This window comes from Alloprevotella sp. OH1205_COT-284, from assembly GCF_003859795.1.
Classification (GTDB): Bacteria; Bacteroidota; Bacteroidia; order Bacteroidales; family Bacteroidaceae; genus Alloprevotella.
Genome location: NZ_RQYI01000029.1, coordinates 1 through 21,133, shown reverse-complemented (window position 1 = coordinate 21,133; position 21,133 = coordinate 1). Strand labels below are relative to the sequence as shown.

Genomic DNA, 21,133 nt, shown 5'->3' with positions numbered 1-21,133 from the left:
GAAATCTTATTTTTGTTCTACTTTTCTTTTAACTTGTTTCATCTGTGTGCCCAAATCTTTTTGTCAGAAAAAAATAAAGAGTTTAAGAGGTTTTTTAATGTGACTTGAAAAATATCCGTTTTTTTTGTACCTTTGCTGTTGATACGAAAGAATTTGCTTTGCGCAATGTCTTGACACGATTGAAATTCATGAACCTAAAAACTATATTTGAATGGCTGAACAGGAAAGGCCGTCGAACACAATCGACGGAGGTGTCTATTGATACCCATGTCGTTTTGCGGCAGATTTTCTCTTCTTCTCATATTGATTGGACGATGCAAACAGTCAATGAAGACAGCGGAGAAAAGGACTATCATTTCACTTATCAGCATGGAGATTTCCATCTTTTGGCACGTGAGGGGCGTTCTTTTGTACGAATCCACTTCTTGTTTTTTCTCGAAGCTCCAATGGGGCATCTTGACAATGTGCGCTATGCCTGCAATGAGTTCAACCAACACTACGGAGAGTTCAAAGCGGTATACAGCTTGGATGAGAAGCAACATCACATACACTTGCATATCATGTCGAGCTTCAGACTTACTTCCTCCTCGCCCCAACAAGATGAAGAGTTTGTTTTGACGCTTTCTCAATGCTTTGAAGCTGCGCGTGTCTTTCGACAGATTTATGACTCGATACAAGAGCACGACATTCAGAACTTGGAGGAAAACAATGCGATGACCAAGCGAGAGATGTTTTTGGCTCGCCAAACGGAGTGGACACATCAACAGATGAAGTTCAGGTGGAGTGCAAACGAAACCGAACATCAAACGATAGGCCGATTGCTGGAAACCCTCTTTGAAGGAAAATCTTATAAGATTGGCAGATTGAGGATTATCACGGAAAAACAGAAAATATTGACAGACGTATCGGAAGTGGCGAATTTTGATCTGACCGATGTCCTTATTCGCAAAGCGGAAGATGAAACTGCACTTTTCGTTCGTGAAACAGCCACCTTGATCCTCGAAGCCTCCTTTGCGTCTGAAACCATGCAGGAATATCTGATTCACTTGCATGCCGAAGACGAGGCCGAAGGCGTATTGTACATGCGTCTTACTTTTGTGGAGCCTCAGCACCCCGTTTCGCCAACGCACTCACAATCGATAAAAGCCAACACAAAAGACGGTGTGCGCAGTTTTCTTATTGCCTGCGACAGCGGCGACATTCATCATCGAGAGGCCGAATTTGAATATCAATGGCGGGAGCTTCAAGATGCCATTGACAATGGACGAAAGCTGTCGGAAGAGCAACTTTTTTTGAGTTTCTGCAAATGGCCTAATGTGGGCTACTCCCTCTATTGGGGGCGGCGTTTTTTCGAGAGTCTTCGCTTTTACGACGCCTTGGCCTATTTGGAAAATGCTTACAAGGCTCTCAACGGTCATTTTCATTATTTAGACAAGAAGGGGCGCGATCGTTTTTATGAACTTTGCTACTACATCGGACGATGTTACGAAGAACTGCATTGCTATCAGCGTGCTTATTTCTTTTTGGATGCCGCCTTCTCTCAAAATAATTTGCGGTACACTTCGGCTTATGTGAACTGTCTGGTCAATTCCGAAGACTTTCGTGCACTCCATGTCATCGAAGGGTTGATGCGCAATTTGCAAATCTCTCTCGAACAAGATGATGAGGAAGAAAATCAAGATCGCCTAAGGAGTTTCATTAAGTTTTTAGAACGCCGTAAAGGCTATGTGCTCATCGGACAACACAGATTGGACGAAGCCGAACAACTGTTTCAAGAGCTGCTGGACGATCCGGGGAGCGAGGAATATGCCTTGACGGAATTGGCCTACATTCAAAAATTGCGCGACGAGCAACCTCCGTCGTAATCTTTTCTATGATCTCGTTTTCAAACAATAAAAATATAACTACAATATACTAAATATGGCAATGGTTTCTCCCTCGCTGTTAAGTGCCGATTTCGGCAATTTGCAGCGCGATGTTGAAATGCTGAATGAGAGTGAATGCGATTGGTTTCACCTCGATGTGATGGATGGTGTTTTCGTTCCCAATATCAGTTTCGGCTTTCCTGTCATGGCCGCCATGGCCAAGCATGCCCGAAAGCCTCTTGATGTCCACCTCATGATCGTGCAACCCGAAAAATTCATCAAGGAAGTCAAAGCTCTCGGTGCCGCAGTCATGAATGTTCATTACGAAGCCTGCATCCATCTGCATCGTGTGATACAAGCGATTAAGGATGAAGGCATGATGGCCGGCGTTACGCTCAACCCCCATACACCGGTTGATGTGCTCGAAGAAATTGCTTCCGATTTGGATTTGGTGATGCTCATGAGCGTAAATCCCGGATTTGGCGGACAAAAGTTTATTCCTTCGATGGTGGAAAAAACTCGTAAACTCAAACAGCTGTTGGAGCGCAACAACTCTAAGGCATTGATAGAAGTGGATGGTGGCGTCAATCGCGAAACCGGACGTTTGCTCGTTGAAGCCGGAGCCGATGTGCTCGTGGCAGGCAGTGCCGTGTTCAATGCCGCCGATCCCAAAGCCGAAATTATTGCACTTCGAAATCTGTAAGTCTTATATGGAAATAAAACCCACTCTTTCTCCCGGCGAACTTTTGCAGTTGATGACGCTTTTGCGTGATGTGACGCGCGTGGTCGTCACTGCCCATCGAGGGCCGGATGGCGACGCCATGGGGGCTTCATTGGCATGGGCAGATTATCTTCGACGCATAGGCAAGCGTGTGAGCGTCGTACTTCCGAATCCTTGTCCCGATTTTCTGAAATGGTTGCCGGGAGCTCAAAACGTTCTCTATTATAGCGAAGAAGAAACGCGCGATTCCGCTGTTAAAGCCATACAAGAGTCAGACTTGATTTGTATGCTCGATTTCAATGCCTTACATCGACTGCAAGAGATGTCATCCGTTGTAGAAAAATCCAAAGCACGACGACTGATGATAGATCATCACGAATCGCCCGATTTGAATTGTGCTGAAATGATCATCTCCCGTCCCGAGGCATGCAGCACCTGCGAATTGGTCTTCCGCATCGTCTATCAACTTGGCGGATTCGAACAAATGAGTCGCAGTGCGGCTGCTTGTATTTATTGCGGCATGATGACCGACACGGGAGGTTTTTCCTATTCCTCCAATGATCCCGAAATCTTCATTATCATCGCTCACCTTCTTACAAAAGGCATTGATAAGGATAAAATCAATCGCAATGTAAACAACTCGTGGTCTGAAAACAGATTGCGGTTCTGTTCCTACATCCTCAACGAGAAGTTGAACTTCTATAAATCACGGCGAGCATCGATTTTCACGATAACACGAGAAGAGATGAAACGCTTTAAGTACATTCGTGGCGATGCGGAAGGATTGGTCAATGAGCCGCTCAAAGTGCGCGGTATGCGGTTAAGTATCAGTTTGAGAGAAGACACCGAAAAAGAAGTTGTTCGCATTTCGGTTCGGAGTGTCGATGACTTTCCGGCCAATCGTCTTGCAGAAGATTTTTTTCATGGAGGAGGGCATTTTAATGCCGCCGGCGGAGAGTTGCCCTTTCCACTCGAACAGGCCGTAAAAACTGCCGAGCAGGCCATAGAGGCTTACGCCCATTTGCTTTAATCGGATGTATTGCTTCTTATTATAAGGTTTGCTCGACGATGCACATTGCTTTTATTGATCATGGATTTCACGCCCACACCAAAAGTAGCGACTTTTTTGTGGATTTGCTATATGACCTCGGTGTTGTACGGCATTTTTATATCGATCCTCTTGCCATTGCCGAAAGTTTGAAATCTTGCGGTGATTTCAAAGAGTATGATCTCGTGATTTTTTGGCAAATACAGCCTCATGTAAGTCTTATTTCCCATATTCCTCGTTCGAAAGTTCTTTTTGTGCCGATGTATGATGCGTGTTGCACCATGACTTATCGTTGGTGGAGTCGTTATCGAGGTTATCGGTTTCTTTCATTCTCTCGCCGTATTCACAAGTTGTTGCTCGATTTGAAGATAGAAAGCCATTATGTGCAATATGTGCCGGAGCTTCCCAAGTTGCCCTGTTCTGTAACTCCCGAACCTGTTCCCACGATTTTTGTTTGGAAACGCACCCCTCATCTTCATCTCGACCGCTTGTTTGCAGGACTTCGTGCCGCAGGGATACAAAAGGCTGTTTGCCATGAGTTTTCCGCGGCAGACCAAATGCGCGATTTTCCGATAGCAGTAGAATTTACACAAGGGTGGTTTCCTACTCATACCGATTATCTGAAAACCATTGCACGTTGTGGCTATTATTTGGCACCACGATCAACGGAGGGTATCGGCATGAGCTTTTTGGAAGCTATGGGATTGGGACTTTGCGTATTATCTCCCGATCGGCCTACGATGAACGAATACATCATTTCCGGGCATAACGGAATTCTTTTCCACAGCTTTTCTGAGTTGAAGCGAAAGGATTTATTCGGAAAAGACTTAGGGAAAGAAGCACAAAAAACGTTTGTCAAACTGCGTGCGATTTGGGAAGAAAATTTGCCGACATTGCGAAATTACTTACAATCCCCTCCCGAAGCGGCTCAAACGAAAATATCGCATCGTCGTTTTTTGCTGAAAGATTTGTCCATAAAGTGGAAAGAACGCAACTTACCCAAATGGCGATTGCGATTAAATAAACAAGATTATTGAACGAATTTGTTTTTCATGCGCAAGAAAACTCTGTGTCTTAAACCTGTTTTGCGGGGGTAAAAACGCCTTTTTCTCAAAAAAATGATTAACTTTGCGCGAAATTATATAGAAACAAAAAGATCTGAGTTATCATCAATAAGATATGAGTAAGAAATTCGTCGAACGCAGTGCAATGAACCTTTACGCGGTTAATGAGGAGATTCTGAAAGATTGGGAGAAGGCCGACCTTTTTCATAAAAGTATGTCTGAACGCGAGGGTTGCCCCTCCTATGTCTTTTTTGAAGGCCCTCCTTCCGCCAACGGACATCCGGGTATTCACCACGTTATGGCGCGTACGATCAAAGACGTGTTCTGCCGCTACAAAACCATGCAAGGCTTTCAGGTCAAGCGCAAAGCCGGTTGGGACACCCACGGCCTACCCGTGGAGTTGGGCGTAGAGAAAGAACTGGGCATCACCAAAGAAGATATAGGAAGCAAAGTTTCCATTGAGGAATACAATGCCCACTGCCGTCGCAATGTGATGATGTTTACCCAAGAGTGGACGGATCTTTCGCATCTCATGGGCTATTGGGTAGATATGGAAAACCCTTACGTCACTTATGAAAACTCTTATATCGAAACCCTGTGGTGGCTGTTGAGCCGTCTTTATGAAAAAGGATTGCTTTACAAGGGCTTCACTATCCAGCCTTACAGCCCTGCGGCAGGTACCGGTTTGTCGAGCCATGAGCTGAACCAGCCCGGTTGCTATCGCGACGTGAAAGACACCACCGTCACCGCACAATTTGAAATCGTCAACCCTCTTGGCGAAATGCAAGGGTGGGGACGTCCCGTATTTTTGGCATGGACGACCACGCCATGGACACTGCCCTCGAATACGGCACTCTGCGTGGGAGCTGCCATTGACTATGTGGCAATTCGGACGTTCAACCCCTACAACGCCGAACCCATCACTGCCGTTGTGGCTGAAAGCCGTCTTGCTGCCTATTTCAAGCCCGAAGGCATAGAGGCAGAAATGGTTTATCAACCCGGCGACAAAGTGTTGCCTTATCGCATTTCCGGGCGATACAAAGGATCTGATCTCGTGGGGATTAGTTATAGTCAGCTGATGCCTTGGATCAAGCCTTCCGAAAAACTCGACGACGTATCTCCCGCCTTTGTGACAGACTATGCCGAACAACATCCCGAAAAGCAGTTTGCGGTAGGCCGTGAAAGATTTGTGGAAATGGCCGATTGTGCGTTTCGCGTCATTTCGGGAGATTTCGTGACGACCGATGACGGTACGGGAATTGTGCATATCGCTCCCACTTTCGGTGCCGACGACGCCAAAGTGGCCAAAGCCGCCGGCGTTCCCTCGCTGTTTATCATCAATGCCGCCGGTGAAACGCGTCCGATGGTCGATCTCACCGGAAAATATTACACCAAGGAAGAGTGTGCCGACGAATTTGTGGCACGATGTCTTGATGTCGATGCGTATGCTCGCCATGCGGGCGACTACGTGAAAAACGCCTATGATCCTCGTTTCAACATCAATGGCAAATATGACGAATCCGCGGCCGCAAAAGCCGAAGACTTGAATATCGTCATCTGCATGGAAATGAAACAAGAGGGTAGTGCGTTCAAAATCGAAAAACACGTGCACAACTATCCTCACTGTTGGCGCACGGACAAACCGGTGCTCTACTATCCGCTCGACAGTTGGTTTATTCGCACAACGGCACTCAAAGAGCGCATGTTGGAGCTGAACCAAACCATTTTGTGGAAACCTGAATCGACGGGAACGGGGCGTTTCGGTAAATGGCTTGAAAACCTCAACGATTGGAATCTGAGCCGTTCTCGCTATTGGGGAACACCGCTTCCCATTTGGCGCAATGCCGAAACTCGCGAAGAAATCTGCATCGGTTCTCTGCAACAACTTTTTGACGAGATCGAGAAATCGGTATCTGCCGGCATCATGAAAAACAACCCTCTGAAAGAGAAAGGTTTCGTGCCCGGAGATTATAGTGATGCTAACTATCGATTGATTGATCTGCACCGTCCTTATGTGGACAACATTGTGTTGGTTTCGGAGAGCGGAAATCCTCTGTATCGCGAAACCGACCTGATCGACGTTTGGTTCGATTCGGGAGCGATGCCTTATGCTCAGGTACACTATCCGTTTGAAAACAAAGAGGAACTCGACAAACGCAACATCTATCCGGCCGACTTCATCGCCGAAGGCGTCGATCAAACACGTGGCTGGTTTTTCACGCTTCACGCCATTGCAACGATGGTTTTCGACAGCGTGGCTTTCAAAGCCGTTATCTCCAATGGGCTTGTGCTCGACAAGAACGGGCAGAAAATGTCGAAACGCTTGGGAAATGCCGTTGATCCTTTTGAAGCGATTAAAAAATATGGCTCCGACCCCGTGCGTTGGTATATGATTACCAATTCTTCTCCGTGGGACAACCTCAAATTCGATCCCGAAGGCGTGGTCGAAACGAGTCGTACGTTTTTTGGAAAGCTCTTCCAAACCTACTCTTTCTTCTCGATGTATGCCAACGTCGACGGTTTCGACCCCGAAGCAAAAGCAGTGCCCATGGAGCAACGTCCGGAGATCGACCGCTGGATATTGAGTGAACTCAACTCGTTGATACGCGAAGTCACCGCTTGCTACGAGGACTACGAGCCCACCAAGGCCGGACGCCTCATACAAACTTTCACGATCGACAACCTCTCCAACTGGTACGTGCGCCTGAATCGCAAACGCTATTGGGCGGGAGAAATGACGACCGACAAACATTCGGCTTATCAAACGCTCTACACTTGCTTGCTGACCCTAAGTAAACTGATGGCACCCATTGCCCCTTTCTACGCCGACCGACTCTACAAGGACTTGGCCGAAGGTACTGTTTGTGCAGCATCGGAGAGCGTTCACCTCGACAGCTTCCCCACTGTGGACGAATCGCTTATCGACTCAGAGTTGGAGGCTCGCATGAAGTTGGCGCAGCAGGCCACTTCGCTTGTGCTCTCATTACGCAAAAAGGAGAAAATCATTGTTCGCCAACCGTTGCGTAAAATCGCTATACCCATCACCGACACAATGGTTAAAGAACGGCTTGAAAAAGTGAAACAGCTGATTCTCGACGAAGTCAACGTGAAGGAAATTGAATTTGTGGAGGGACAAATGCTCGAGAAGCGCGTGAAGTGTAATTTCCGCGTGATGGGCAAGAAGTTTGGAAAAATCATGAAGGCTGTAAACGAAGCCGTCATTTCCCTCTCGCAAGAAGAAATCGCCGAATTGGAAAAGGGCAGCATCTCCCTTAATGTTGAGGGGCAAGATTGTCTTATCGAGCGTTCGGACGTAGAAATCGTGAGCGAAGATATGCCCGGTTGGAGCGTAGCCAACGAAGGTACACTCACCGTGGCACTCGACATCACAATCACCGAAGGACTCAAAAGTGAAGGCATTGCCCGCGAAATCATTAAGCGCGTTCAATCCTATCGTAAAGAAAGCGGATTCGACATCACCGACCGCATCGACATTGTCATGCAAAGCAATGAAGCCGTAGAGAAGGCCGTTGCCGGCTATCGCGAGTTGATTTGCAGCCAAGTTTTGGCTCAGAGTTTTACTTGTGCATCTCATGTTGATTCTGCAACAATTTTTGATTTCGACGGCGAACAAGTTAAAGTCATCATCGAAAAGGTATGATGTGCTTTCCATGTTGAAGCCGACAGTTCTTTTACGGATGATAGGGCATTCATTACCATTGATATTTTTGTATGCTTTTCTTTCTTACTCTTTTTGAAACCATTTATTCACTCTAATAACCTAAATCGCTATGACAGAAAAGACAAGATACACAGACGAGGAACTCGCAGAGTTTCGCGAACTGATTTCAGAAAAGTTGCAAGTTGCGCGTGAACAGTATGAGGAAGTTCTTGCGACGATGAACAAACGCAACAGTAATGACATTGACGACACCTCTCCTACTTTTCATGCTTTGGAAGAGGGGTCTTTCGTACAAACATTGGAAGAACAAATGGCCAGTGCTCAACGTCTTCAAAAATTCATTACCGGATTGCAAGCGGCATTGGTACGCATCGAAAATAAGACTTATGGTATTTGCAGAGTGACCAAAAAGCTCATTCCCAAAGAACGATTGCGTGCGGTTCCTCATGCCACCCTGAGCATTGAGGCAAAGTTGGCACAAGGAAAATAAACCCTCCTATGTGTTCCCATTCAGTATTCTACTAATTCTTATATGAAACTACGTATTTATCTTTCCGTTTTCATTCTGTTTTTTGTCATTTTTACCGATCAGATCATCAAAGTTCTCGTAAAAACAAACATGTGTCTATTTGACAAAATAGAAATTACAGATTGGTTTTATATCTTTTTTACGGAAAATAAAGGCATGGCGTTTGGTATGGAGTTTTTAGGTACCGGGATCTTGACCATTTTTCGTATTTTTGCCGTAGGTTTCTTTTCTTATTTCCTTGTAAAGCAAATTAAACAGATGGCTCCAATAGGATTTATTACCTGTTTAGCCATGATTATTGCAGGAGCTTTCGGAAACATTATAGACAATTGTTTTTTTGGTCTTTGTTTTTCCGAAAGCATTCCTCGCAATATGTCTTGGGACATGCCGGCACAATTTGTGGGAATGGGGGAGGGTTATGGCAGCTTTTTGCATGGACACGTCGTTGACATGTTTTATTTTCCTCTCTTTCGTTGGCCGGAATGGCTTCCTCTGATAGGGGGAAATGTCTTCTTTGGAGCAGTTTTCAATTTTGCCGATGCGTCAATTTCCGTAGGAGCAGCAATGATGTTTCTTTTATATTACAAACATGTTTCTCAAATATTTTCAGGAAAAGACAAAGCAGAAGAACGTTCTTGAAATTAGGCTCTTCAAAAAGATTATTTCCGTTTTATGCGTTGTCGTTGTTTGCGGAGGATGCAGTGAAAATCCCGAAAAAGCTATCCTCTCAGAAGAGCAGATGGCAGAAGTCATGTATAGCTATCAAATGGCAGAAGGATTGAAAGATCAAACAGAGAATGGTGATCGGCTTACCCTTTTGGAATATCGACAAGCCGTTTTTCATCAACATGGGATCACTGAGAACGATTTCAATAACTCTTTGATCTATTATTCCAGAAGAGCAGAGAAGATGAAAAACATTTATGCTCGACTACAACAGAAGATGAGCATAGATATGAATGTTTCGACAAGCGGAACAAACGCAGGAAACCCGCAGAATGCGGATACCGTATTTTTGTGGAGAAAATCAGATCTTATCCTAACCGCCAATAGAGGAAATCGCTACTCTTTTGAAATTGTCCCCAACAAAAAAATCGCACTGGGCGATACTTTGTATTTTTCTTGTGAAAGTAATTGGTTTTACAGACAAGGCGCGAAGCAAGCAATAGCCTCATTGATCATGAAATACGACAATGATTCTGTTGATGTGGATAAGATTGCGTTCAATTCGTATGAAAAACAGACATCTCGAATAATTCCGTTGTCTGCGAAATCCACTCTGAAAGGTATCACGTTGGAAATTTATCAGAACGCACCATGGTCAACAACACTGCAATTACTATATTTGCAGCAGATGAAGCTTTTTTGCATGAAGAGAGGAAAGAGTGAAACTCTGGTTGATAAAAAGCATTCAGTTTCATCTAAGAGGAAATAATAACTATTGGTGTTCGATAAAATATTCTACGCAGGCATTTTGATAAACGCTTCTTTTTAAAGGGTTTCTTTTTAACAGTTAGGGTAAAATTTACGAGGGAATAACCACATTGAAACATCAGCTTATCACACCTTCTTGTAAGCGTATTGCCGTTGCGCGTTTACACTTAGAAGATATTACTTTGTGCAACCAAGTGCTTGAACTTGATGAGCAAGGTAAAGTCGTTTCTTATCAAGATTTGAAGTCGGAAACTTGTGCAACAATATGGTTGAAAGGAGATTTTTATTTGTCGGAAAATAAAGTAGAGCATAGATCATAGGAGAAAAAGAAGCCTATTGTCCTACCTCTAATAATAACTATATGGAATTTGAATATATCGTTTGAGGTATGATAAGTATAAGAAGTATACTATATTTTGTAAGAAAACCTTTGCTGACACAAAAAATATACTTATTTTTGCACCGATCTAAGAAGAAGCAATCAATAACAAATTCAAATTTATCGCACATTTGAGACCTAACAAAAACGATAAGATCAAGCAGCAATACCGTGTGAACGAACAGATTCGAGCACGCGAAGTGCGCATTGTTGGAGATGAAATAGAAAGCAGCGTAATGCCTACTCGAGAAGCTCTCCGTCTTGCACAACAACAAGGGTTGGATTTGGTTGAGATCAGCCCTAATGCTGAACCTCCCGTTTGTAGATTGATTGATTATTCTAAATTTATCTACCAACAGAAAAAACGCCAAAAGGAATTAAAAGCCAAACAAGTTAAAGTCGAAGTAAAAGAAATACGTTTCGGCCCTCAAACAGATGATCACGACTATAACTTTAAACTGAAACATGCCAAGGGCTTTTTAAGTGAAGGCGACAAGGTGAAAGCCTATGTGTTTTTTCGCGGACGAAGCATTCTCTTCAAGGAGCAAGGCGAAGTTCTCCTTCTTCGTTTTGCCAATGATTTGGAGGAATATGGGAAGGTGGAATCCATGCCTGTATTGGAGGGAAAGCGCATGATCATGTTTATCGCTCCTAAAAAAACAATTCAGAAAAAAGAAAAAGACGTAGAAATTGAACTCTCTGAACCGGAAGTGGCAGAAACAGTTGTTGCCCTTTCTAAGAAAGCCCCTCAGGTTAAAGAGCGTCGCGAATACAAAGGCCCTAAGGTAGAAGGAGAGGACTTTTAAGTTCTGAGTGCAGAGGCTTCCCTATGCAAAGATCTCTTTTTTGAGGGAGGGCATTGACAAATCAATAAAATCTGCACATTAATATCCCAACTCGACAAAAACAAACGGCGAACAATTCTTGACGGAACTACCCCAGTTTCCATACATCACTAAAAAGAATCCGTCAAGGTGCTTATTCTAAGTTTGTTCATTGTGGCTTCTGCTTTTAGTTTCAATCCTCTCTTTATCGGATTGTTTCACAAAGAGAAGTTATAAACGTCGCGCGTTGTGCCAGGTATGCGCAGCCGCACATCATTCATTAATTTTTTAATCAACAAACAAATGCCTAAAGTAAAGACTAATTCCGGTGCCAAAAAGCGTTTCGCCCTTACCGGAACAGGTAAGATCAAGAGAAAGCATGCTTTCCACAGTCACATTCTCACGAAGAAGACCAAAAAGCAAAAGCGCAATCTCGTTCACGTAGGCCTCGTTGCCAAAGTTGACGAAAAGGAAGTTCGCGAACTTCTTTGCATGCGTTAATCTTCAACATTTTACCACAGTCATTTATTCACGAATGTCCGGCAATGCAAGAGCCAACAATCAGTTAGCCGCCGGCAATCAAAAACAAAACAACTATGCCAAGATCAGTAAATCATGTAGCATCTCGTGCTAAGCGCAAGAGAATTCTTAAGTTGACCCGCGGTTATTATGGAGCACGCAAGAATGTGTGGACCGTAGCCAAGAATACTTGGGAGAAAGGACTCACTTATGCTTTCCGTGACCGTCGCAACAAAAAGCGCAATTTCCGCGCACTTTGGATTCAGCGCATTAACGCAGCTGCTCGCCTCGAAGGCATGAGTTATTCTCAACTCATGGGTGGTTTGCACAAGGCCGGTATTGAAATCAACCGTAAGGTACTTGCCGACCTCGCCGTTAACAACCCTCAGGCTTTTAAAGCTATTGTTGAGAAGGCTAAGTAAGAAAAGCTTAGCTCCAACTTAAAACTATTCCCAATCAATCAGAAAGGCGTTTTTCTTGCGAAAAGCGCCTTTTCTTTTTTCAGTGTTTATGTTTCGGTTTAAGCATTTTGTAATACACGATGATCTTTGTGCCATGAAAGTTGGCACAGATGGTGTGTTGATTGGCGCTTGGGCGAACCTCTCTCTTGAAGAGGGAAGTATCACAACGACTCCTCATTGCTTGGATGTTGGAACCGGTTCCGGAATTATTGCTTTGATGTTGGCACAACGTTTTCCGAAATGGAAGATAGACAGCATAGATATTGATGAGCAAGCCGTGATTCAGGCACAAAGAAATTTTTCCTCTTCTCCGTTTGAGGAGCGTTTGTCGGTCAGAAATGCAGATTTTCTAAATTCTTCTTTCCCCCAAAAAACTTATGATGCCATAGTCAGTAACCCTCCTTTTTTTCAAGAAACGCTTTGTTCACCTGATGGACGGCGCGCTTTGGCACGCCATACTTCTGTTGGTTTCGACTTTCCTCGTTTCATAGAAAAATCGTCTGCCTTACTACGCTCCGGAGGAAGTTTACAAGTTATACTTCCTTATGATGCTCAAAACTCATTTCATGAGGAGTGTAATCGTAATGGTCTATCACTCATACGTCAAACCATTGTCAAAACAGTGGATAGGAAGCCTCCCAAACGTGTACTTCTTCACTTTAAAAAAGAAAGAATTTCTGTGACAGTGGAACGTAACCAACTTATTCTGACAAAAGATGGCATGCGAACGGACGAATATGCACAATTATGTCAGGATTTTTATCTTTGAATTCTCTTATCGGTTGCTATTGTTTCCCCCAAAGTCCGAAAGCACAAAGCTAAGCATTCAGTCGATCTGACAATCTGCTGAATATAAAAAGGAACATGTACACTTTCCGAGAAATCTTCTTTCAATTAGTTCCAATATAGAAAATCTTACCTCAGAGCCGGAAAATTCTACTCCTTATGTAGTTTTTCCTACTTGAATGCTGTTCGTCGTCATAATGTTTTTATTGATAATGGCCGCCTTTGATTCGTTGAAAGAAGCATCAATATAAGGATCAGAGTACGTTCCATTTCATCGATATAAAGCGAAAAAGAATTTTCAAGAGATCAAATTCCATATTCTGCAAGATAATTTATAAATTTGTACTTGGTGGTTTGCTCTACAATCAAAAAAACAGTAATTTTGCCATTATGAACAATATGCCCAGCAGTAGCTTTCATGAAATAGTTATGATCGGAGCCGGCAACTTAGCCACTCACTTGTCATGGGCTTTTACCTGTGCCGGACATTCCATTAAAGGAGTTTACAGCCGTTCCCTACAATCGGCTGAGATGCTGGCAAAGAGAAACGGGAGAGGCTGTGTTGCCACCAATAAATTGCAAGAAATCCTCCAAGCCGACATATATGTGATCGCAGTGACCGACACCGCTTTGTCGCAAATTATTTCTTCTTGGCCGGAACATTGCAAGGGTGGGGTAGTACTTCATACATCCGGTTCGGTTCCCATGAGTTTACTCAAAGAAGTGGGAGGTGATTATGGGGTTTTATATCCGTTGCAAACTTTCTCCAAGCAGCGAAAAATATCCTTTTCCGATATACCGTGCTTTGTAGAAGGAAACAGTCCGCAAACAACTGATATTATTGTCAATTTGGCGAATACGATCAGTCAAACGGTTCATTTTTTAGACTCTCATCGTCGCAAAAGGCTGCATTTGGCTGCTGTTTTTGCCTGCAATTTTGTCAATCATCTTTATGATCTTGCTTCTGAATTGCTGAAAGATGAAAATTTAGACCCTCAATGGTTGCAACCTTTGATAAGAGAAACTGCTGATAAGATCAACTCTCTTTCACCCCGACAAGCTCAGACCGGACCGGCTTTGCGAGCAGACAAAAAAATAATGACACAACATTTAGGGCAGTTAGATGAGTTTCCCGAACTCCAGTCCATCTATAAATCCCTGAGTAATAGTATATACAACACATTTCACGGCTCCTATGATAAATTATGACTTAACGCGCATTCGTGCCATGGCTTTTGACGTAGATGGCGTATTGAGTAACAATCAGGTAATGCTGATGGGGGGACAACCCATTAGAACCGGAAACATAAAAGATGGTTATGCCTTGCAATTGGCAGCCAAAACTCATCTGAAACTGGCGATCATCACGGGTGGGAGAAACGAAGCGATCCGTGAGCGTTATATGGGACTGGGGATTACGGACGTATTCATGGGAGTTTCTTACAAATTAGAAACATTCGACGAATGGTTGCTGAGCAATCAATTACAACCCGAAGAAGTCTTATACGTCGGCGATGATATTCCCGATTATGAAGTGATGAAAAAGTGTGGTTGCCCTTGTTGCCCTGCTGATGCAGCCGAAGAAATCAAAAGTATTTCTTTGTATGTGTCGCATAAAAAGGGTGGGGAAGGGTGTGTGAGAGATATCGTGGAACAAGTGCTCCGAACCCAAGATCTATGGATGAAAAACTCATCAGCTTTCGGCTGGTAAAAAGAATAAGGATATGTTCGAAAATCTTAGTAAGTACGAAATTATTTTGGCGAGCAATTCGCCTCGAAGAAAAGATCTGCTGACCCGTTTAGGATTGGATTTCAAAGTCTTCACGCTTTGGGGGATTGACGAGAGCTATCCTCCCGAATTGGACAATGAGTCCATTGCGCTGCACATAGCTTCCAATAAAGCAGCGGCTTACCAAAGTATTATTACAGACAATAAGTTGGTAATCACGGCAGACACCATTGTTTGCACGTCTGACAAAGTATTGGGAAAACCTCATGATGCAGATGAAGCACGAGAGATGCTCAAACAACTTTCGGGACGAGAACACACTGTGATTACAGCCGTTGCCGTAAGCACCAAAGAAAAAGTAGTGAAAGAAGCCGTGAGCACCAAAGTCGTTTTTGCCGAATTGACAGCAGAAGAGATAGAATATTATATCAAGAATTATCTGCCTTTCGACAAAGCCGGAGGTTATGGCATTCAGGAATGGATCGGACTCATTGCCGTCGAAAAAATTCAAGGATCTTTCTTTAATGTCATCGGATTGCCCGTTCAACGCTTATATCGCATTTTGCAGACTTTCTAAATAGGCTTCACCAATAATCGATGCCTATAATTATGTTTAATACTCCCCCCTAATGACACGTATTTCCATTCTGTTTGTTGTTTTAATGACATGTTTATTGGCGAGTTGCTCGTCAGACGAAGATAAGTATATTTCGGAGTTCCCGATATTTGAAGACATCACTTTTTATCATCCGGATAGTAAGGAGAGTTCTCTCAAAGTCGGCGAGCCCTTTGTTGCAACGGCCATTCAAAAACAAAAAGGGAAATTGCTGAATACGACAAAATATAGGTGGCATCTTGAAAACGCAAGCAATGCAACCCATAAATACAAGTCGTCTGTGGTTTACGACATCAACTCGGAAAACCCCGAAGATACCATCGTGATAGATGCCCCCGGACGATATACGCTTATTTTCTCTGCTGAATACAATATATCCGGACAACCCAATTTACACAATTACAATGTATCATTGCCCAATGGTATGGGGAATGTTGCTTATAAAAGTTCAGCCCTCAAATATGTGGTGACAATACGGAAAAAATTGATTGTTCCGTAAATTTCTTTCCCTCTATTGTTTTATGAATGGTGATTATGTTTAATAGCGATTGCGTGGAATTATCTGTTACACTACCTCTGAAAGAACGTTGTAAAATAATACCTCTGTCCCGGCATCGAGATGAAAGAGGTTGTTTGACCGTACTCGAATCAAACAACGACCGGTTTTCTTATGAAAGGGTTTTTTGGATTCATGATGTTCCTCATTTCACCCAACAGAGAGGAGGACATGCACACCGCACTTGTAAGGAATTATTGATTCCGGTGTCGGGAAGTTTAACCGTAGAACTCTCCAATGGTCAAGAAACTGCCGATTTTCATCTTTCAGATGCTTCCTCCGGCCTACTGATTCCCGAATATATATGGTGTCGCTTGTATAATTTTTCGGAAAACTTTGTCGGTCTTTGTTTCGCTTCTCAGAGTTATGATCCTGCGGGATACATTCACCGATACGAAGATTTTGTACAAGAAGTTCAGCTTATCAAACAACAGATGAAGTTTATATGAGGGTTTTTCGTTATCAAGAGTCGCAAAAAGAAGAATGGAATTGCTTCGTGAAAAGTTCAAGGAATGCAACATTTCTTTTCGAACGCGACTTTATGGACTATCATAAAGACCGCTTTATCGATTGCTCTCTGTTTGTTCTTTCTGAAAAAGGAAAACTTTTGGGGCTCTTTCCTGCCACAATTGATACCGCAAAAAAACACGTTGTAAGCCACGGAGGCTTAACCTATGGCGGTCTTTTATTAAGACACGATGTGGGTACAAGTCAGGTCATGGAGATGCTGGCGGCTATCGTTTCTTTTTATCAAGAAATGAAGATGTCTTTTCTGTATATAAAGCCGATTCCGCACATTTATCATCTCTGTCCTGCCGAAGAAGAGCTTTATGTCTTATTCAGAATTGGTGCACAATTATCGGCCAGAGGTGTTTCATCAACAGTGGATCTGGGCGTTCCCCTCACTTTTTCGACTTTAAGAAAGAGGAAATATAAAGCGGCACAATCCTCAGATTTAAAGATAAATATAAAAGGAGATATATTGATCTTTTGGGAGCTGCTTACTGAAACCTTAAATAAAACCCATGGGGTTGCTCCCGTACACTCGTATGAAGAAATTTCTCGATTGGCGGAGTCATTTCCCGAAGAAATACAGTGTGTCACAGTCACAGATTTTGAGAATAAAATTGTTGCCGGAACATTACTTTTCCTCACTCCAAGGGTGGCACATGCACAATATATCGCAGCTTCCGGTCGTGGCAAAGAGTTGGGAGCCTTAGACTTTCTCTTTATAAATCTTCTGTCCTCTTTTCAATATCGTTATCAGCATGATTTGACGCCACGCTATTTTGATTTTGGGATTTCTACGGAAAACCAAGGGCATTATTTGAATGAGGGGTTGATTTTCCAAAAAGAAGGATTTGGAGCTCATGCCACGCTCTATGATGAATATGTTGTAAACTTATCCTCAAATGAAAGTTCTTTTTCAAGATCTCCAAAAGCACAATGATAGGTTCTCTCCACACTTTCAGCAATGTTTATCGGAAGTGTTGGACGAGGGGTGGTTTCTCCATGGGAAATTCACTCAAAGTTTCGAGAAGGCTTTTGCAGCCTATTGTGAAGTAAAATATTGTGTCGGGGTCGCCAATGGTTTGGATGCTCTGACGCTTATATTTTTGGCAAAGAAGGATTTGGAAAAATGGGAAGACCATGATGAGGTCATTCTGCCGGCACATTCCTTTGTCGCTTCTGCACAAGCCGTCGTCCTATCAGGACTACGTCCTGTTTTTGTGGATATTGATGAAAAAGATTTTCTTTTGGATGTTTCGTTGATAGAAGACAAGATTACTTCCAGAACACGTGCCATAATGCCTGTTCACCTTTATGGTAAATGTTGTGATATGGTTGAAATTGGAAGAATTGCAGAAAAATATAACCTCTTTATTCTTGAAGATGCAGCACAGGCACATGGGGCTTTCTATGAGAAAAAAGAAGGACATTTATCTTCTTCTACCTCCAAAAGAGTAGGAAGTTGGGGAGGAGCCGCGGCTTTTAGTTTCTATCCCGGAAAAAATTTAGGTGCATTGGGGGATGGAGGAGCTGTGGTAAGCCATGATGAAAAACTGATCAATCGTGTGCGTATTTTGGCAAACTATGGGGCACCTCAAAAATATGCGCACGATTATCTCGGCAGAAATTCGCGTTTGGATGAATTGCAGGCAGCTTTTTTGCTGACCAAACTGAAATTTCTTGACAAAGACAATCAAAGACGTCAGCAAATTGCCCTCAGGTATATCACAGAGATCAAAAATCCGTCTATTATCCTCCCCTACTCTGCTGAAAAAGAGGCTTCTCGGCAATCTGTTTTTCATATCTTTCCCATTCTTTGCCGAGAAAGAGAGCTTTTACAATCTTATCTTCACGAAAGAGGGATTTTCACCCAGATACACTACCCTCTCCCATTGCATCGACAAAGATGCTTATTGCCTTATGTCCGTTCCCGAGGCAGTTTTCCCAATGCCGAAAAAACAGCCTTGCAGGAAGTGAGCCTGCCTATCGGAGCTGTCATGGAAGAAGATGAGGTTGAATATGTTATACACAATCTAAACGCATTTCGATTATGACACTCGACATTCTGATCTGTTCTTTCAATAAAGGTATCGTAAGAATTGATGATATTATCTCCGCGTCGCGACCGAATGTGACATACATCATTTCTTACCAATATACCGATGAGCGTTACCTCGATCTTATTCCTCGTTCTGTGACAGCACGAGATGATGTGCATCTATATGCCTATAAAGGACAAGGGCTATCCAATAACCGTAATCATGCACTCAGTAAATCCACGGCAGATTTGGTCATATATGCTGATGACGACACAAAGTTGTCAGAGGAAGCCTTTGAGCAAATATTCGATATATTTACTCGAAATCCACAACTGGATGTAGCTCTTTTTAGGGCAAGTACTTACACCGGAAAGCTATTAAAAAATTATCCGCTCGAAGAAAGAGAAGTCAGAAATATTCCGGAAGACTATGCGATTTCAACCATCGAAATGGTCTTTCGGAGAGATAAAGTACAAGGGATCATACGTTTTGATGAGCGTTTTGGACTCGGCACCAAATTTCTGACTTGTGGAGAAGAAAGAATATGGCTCGTAGATGCACTTCGTCAAAATTTAAGAATCAAGTATTTTCCCATTCGTATCATCGAAACAAGCACGATGCTTAAACAATCAATGATTTATGTGGATGCCGGTGTTCAGCGATCGAAAGGAGCATTTACTTACTACCTGCACGGAAAAATGGCATGGTGGTATTGCTTTGTCTTTGCATTTAACTGTACACGACGAGGCTTGTGCCACTTTTTCCCAATGCTTCGCCACTTATTTCAAGGTATTCGTTATCTTCAAAGGCATTAACCACCCTCTTTTTCAGAAAATCAAATCTATTTTAGAAACCGACCTTTTCCTCTCCGTTTTCCTTTATGCGCCATAAAAATACCATTTGCGCCATCTCCACCGCATCAGGAGGAGCCATAGGCATTATCCGTGTAACGGGTATGGAAGCAATACCCCAGGTAGAACGCATTTTCTCTGCCGCTAAAAATAAAAAGTTATCTGCTGTTCCCTCTCATCGTTTAACCTTTGGGCATATTGGAGCACCGGGAGAAGAGCCTATTGATGAGGTGTTGGTTTCTATTTTTCGTGCTCCAAACTCCTACACAGGAGAAGATCTTGTGGAAATTTCCTGCCATGGTTCTTCTTTTATTCTTCAAAAGGTTTTAGAGCTGCTTATAGACGGAGGATGTCGTCCGGCAGATCCGGGAGAGTTTACACAACGAGCTTTTCTAAATGGGAAAATGGATTTGTCACAAGCCGAGGCTGTGGCCGATATTATTGCTTCAAATACGGCGGCCAATCACCGTATCGCAATGAAACAAATGCGCGGAGAATTTAGTAGAGAATTATTACGCTTACGCGAAAGACTCTTGAATTTGACCTCTCTGTTAGAATTGGAACTCGATTTTTCTGATCATGAAGATTTGGAATTTGCCGATCGCTCGCAATTAGACGGCATTGCCTCAGAAATAGAAATTGTCACCTCTCGTTTGGCAGATTCTTTTGCTACGGGGAATGCCTTGAAACATGGTTTTTCTGTTGCCATTGTCGGAAGTACCAATTCCGGAAAATCTACCCTGCTGAATACTTTGCTACATGATGATCGTGCGATTGTCAGTGACATTCATGGAACGACACGTGATGTTATAGAAGACACTTATTCTATCGAAGGTACGCTTTTTCGTTTCATAGACACTGCCGGTTTAAGACACACAGAAGACGTCGTAGAAAAAATGGGAATAGAGCGTAGTTGGCAAAAAATAAAAGAAGCTCAAATTGTGCTCTTTGTCGTCGATTCCACTCAATTAGAAAATCAGCTTACGACGTTGGGGAAAGAGATTATTGAAGATTGCCAAGATAAGCATCTGATTGTCTTATTCAACAAATGCGACTTAATAGAAATAGATGCACACAGGCAGTTTACTACTTTTTTTCCGGAACACGAAAAACAGAAAACTCTTACTATCAGTGCCAAGAACAAAAGTGGGATAGACAATTTAATCCGAGCTCTGCTCGAAGTGGCACATGATACGGCAAATAAGTTTGGAGATCTTATAATCACCAATGCGCGTCATTATGCCGCTCTAACTGCTGCATTGGAGGATATCCGTCGCGTTCGTGAAGGACTTTCTATTAAAATTTCCGGAGATTTTATTGCGCAAGATCTTAGATCCTGTCTATTCCATCTTGCAGAGATTACCGGGGGAGAAATCACAACAGACGAGGTTTTGGGCTCTATTTTCCGGAACTTTTGCGTGGGAAAATAAGGCTTAATGGTCAAATGTACTCCTGAAAGGGGGCAAAAATGCTCTCTTTTTCATTTAATGGTCAAATGTACTCCTATAATAGTTGAACTC

General features: G+C 43.1%; 22 protein-coding genes. All 22 read left to right on the top strand.

The window, feature by feature from the left end; translation table 11 throughout:
• Positions 1-188 precede the first annotated feature (188 nt).
• Positions 189-1,865: a hypothetical protein gene (locus EII14_RS07445; RefSeq protein WP_124931913.1), complete on the top strand. Its 1,677-nt coding sequence runs from the start codon at positions 189-191 to the stop codon at positions 1,863-1,865.
• 55 nt (positions 1,866-1,920) lie between these two features.
• Entirely contained in the window at positions 1,921-2,568 is a 648-nt protein-coding gene (rpe, locus tag EII14_RS07440) for a ribulose-phosphate 3-epimerase (RefSeq protein WP_124931912.1), read from the top strand.
• 7 nt (positions 2,569-2,575) lie between these two features.
• Complete coding sequence (locus EII14_RS07435; RefSeq protein WP_124931911.1) at positions 2,576-3,616, top strand: bifunctional oligoribonuclease/PAP phosphatase NrnA; 1,041 nt, start codon at positions 2,576-2,578, stop codon at positions 3,614-3,616.
• Between the two features lie 38 nt (positions 3,617-3,654).
• Positions 3,655-4,671 carry a glycosyltransferase gene (locus EII14_RS07430; protein WP_124931910.1) on the top strand — a complete coding sequence of 339 codons (1,017 nt, stop codon included), beginning with the start codon at positions 3,655-3,657 and terminating at the stop codon, positions 4,669-4,671.
• Between the two features lie 142 nt (positions 4,672-4,813).
• Entirely contained in the window at positions 4,814-8,359 is a 3,546-nt protein-coding gene (gene ileS, locus EII14_RS07425; RefSeq protein WP_124931909.1) for an isoleucine--tRNA ligase, read from the top strand.
• Positions 8,360-8,489: 130 nt separating this feature from the next.
• A complete protein-coding gene (locus EII14_RS07420) occupies positions 8,490-8,870 on the top strand; it encodes a TraR/DksA C4-type zinc finger protein (RefSeq protein ID WP_124931908.1) in 381 nt (126 codons plus the stop codon).
• Positions 8,871-8,912: 42 nt separating this feature from the next.
• Positions 8,913-9,548, top strand: a complete 636-nt coding sequence (locus tag EII14_RS07415; protein ID WP_124931907.1) for a lipoprotein signal peptidase — start codon at positions 8,913-8,915, stop codon at positions 9,546-9,548.
• Positions 9,499-10,344 (top strand): DUF4296 domain-containing protein, encoded by an 846-nt coding sequence (locus EII14_RS07410; RefSeq protein ID WP_124931906.1) that lies wholly within the window; start codon positions 9,499-9,501, stop codon positions 10,342-10,344. The genes EII14_RS07415 and EII14_RS07410 overlap by 50 nt, the downstream gene beginning before the upstream one ends.
• Before the next feature lie 109 nt (positions 10,345-10,453).
• Positions 10,454-10,663 carry a hypothetical protein gene (locus tag EII14_RS07405; RefSeq protein WP_124931905.1) on the top strand — a complete coding sequence of 70 codons (210 nt, stop codon included), beginning with the start codon at positions 10,454-10,456 and terminating at the stop codon, positions 10,661-10,663.
• Between the two features lie 190 nt (positions 10,664-10,853).
• Positions 10,854-11,528 carry a translation initiation factor IF-3 gene (gene infC, locus EII14_RS07400; protein WP_124931904.1) on the top strand — a complete coding sequence of 225 codons (675 nt, stop codon included), beginning with the start codon at positions 10,854-10,856 and terminating at the stop codon, positions 11,526-11,528.
• A 321-nt stretch (positions 11,529-11,849) separates the two neighbouring features.
• Positions 11,850-12,047, top strand: coding sequence for a 50S ribosomal protein L35 (rpmI, locus tag EII14_RS07395; RefSeq protein ID WP_124931903.1), 198 nt, complete (start codon positions 11,850-11,852; stop codon positions 12,045-12,047).
• Positions 12,048-12,142: 95 nt separating this feature from the next.
• Complete coding sequence (gene rplT / locus EII14_RS07390) at positions 12,143-12,487, top strand: 50S ribosomal protein L20 (RefSeq protein WP_124931902.1); 345 nt, start codon at positions 12,143-12,145, stop codon at positions 12,485-12,487.
• Positions 12,488-12,620: 133 nt separating this feature from the next.
• Positions 12,621-13,295, top strand: a complete 675-nt coding sequence (locus tag EII14_RS07385; RefSeq protein ID WP_158608351.1) for a tRNA1(Val) (adenine(37)-N6)-methyltransferase — start codon at positions 12,621-12,623, stop codon at positions 13,293-13,295.
• A gap of 371 nt (positions 13,296-13,666) precedes the next feature.
• On the top strand, positions 13,667-14,521 hold the full coding sequence (locus EII14_RS07380) for a Rossmann-like and DUF2520 domain-containing protein (protein ID WP_124931900.1): 855 nt from the start codon (positions 13,667-13,669) through the stop codon (positions 14,519-14,521).
• On the top strand, positions 14,508-15,023 hold the full coding sequence (locus EII14_RS07375) for an HAD family hydrolase (RefSeq protein ID WP_124931899.1): 516 nt from the start codon (positions 14,508-14,510) through the stop codon (positions 15,021-15,023). Before EII14_RS07380 ends, EII14_RS07375 begins: the two co-directional genes overlap by 14 nt.
• A 13-nt stretch (positions 15,024-15,036) precedes the next feature.
• Positions 15,037-15,618 (top strand): Maf family nucleotide pyrophosphatase, encoded by a 582-nt coding sequence (locus EII14_RS07370; RefSeq protein ID WP_124931898.1) that lies wholly within the window; start codon positions 15,037-15,039, stop codon positions 15,616-15,618.
• Between the two features lie 52 nt (positions 15,619-15,670).
• On the top strand, positions 15,671-16,156 hold the full coding sequence (locus tag EII14_RS07365) for a hypothetical protein (protein WP_124931897.1): 486 nt from the start codon (positions 15,671-15,673) through the stop codon (positions 16,154-16,156).
• A gap of 53 nt (positions 16,157-16,209) precedes the next feature.
• On the top strand, positions 16,210-16,662 hold the full coding sequence (locus EII14_RS07360) for an FdtA/QdtA family cupin domain-containing protein (protein WP_233569409.1): 453 nt from the start codon (positions 16,210-16,212) through the stop codon (positions 16,660-16,662).
• 92 nt (positions 16,663-16,754) lie between these two features.
• A complete protein-coding gene (locus EII14_RS07355) occupies positions 16,755-17,663 on the top strand; it encodes a GNAT family N-acetyltransferase (RefSeq protein ID WP_233569408.1) in 909 nt (302 codons plus the stop codon).
• Positions 17,626-18,777 (top strand): DegT/DnrJ/EryC1/StrS aminotransferase family protein, encoded by a 1,152-nt coding sequence (locus EII14_RS07350; protein WP_124931894.1) that lies wholly within the window; start codon positions 17,626-17,628, stop codon positions 18,775-18,777. The genes EII14_RS07355 and EII14_RS07350 overlap by 38 nt, the downstream gene beginning before the upstream one ends.
• Positions 18,774-19,577 carry a glycosyltransferase family A protein gene (locus EII14_RS07345; protein ID WP_124931893.1) on the top strand — a complete coding sequence of 268 codons (804 nt, stop codon included), beginning with the start codon at positions 18,774-18,776 and terminating at the stop codon, positions 19,575-19,577. The genes EII14_RS07350 and EII14_RS07345 overlap by 4 nt, the downstream gene beginning before the upstream one ends.
• A gap of 65 nt (positions 19,578-19,642) precedes the next feature.
• Positions 19,643-21,043 carry a tRNA uridine-5-carboxymethylaminomethyl(34) synthesis GTPase MnmE gene (gene mnmE / locus EII14_RS07340; protein WP_124931892.1) on the top strand — a complete coding sequence of 467 codons (1,401 nt, stop codon included), beginning with the start codon at positions 19,643-19,645 and terminating at the stop codon, positions 21,041-21,043.
• Positions 21,044-21,133: the final 90 nt, after the last annotated feature.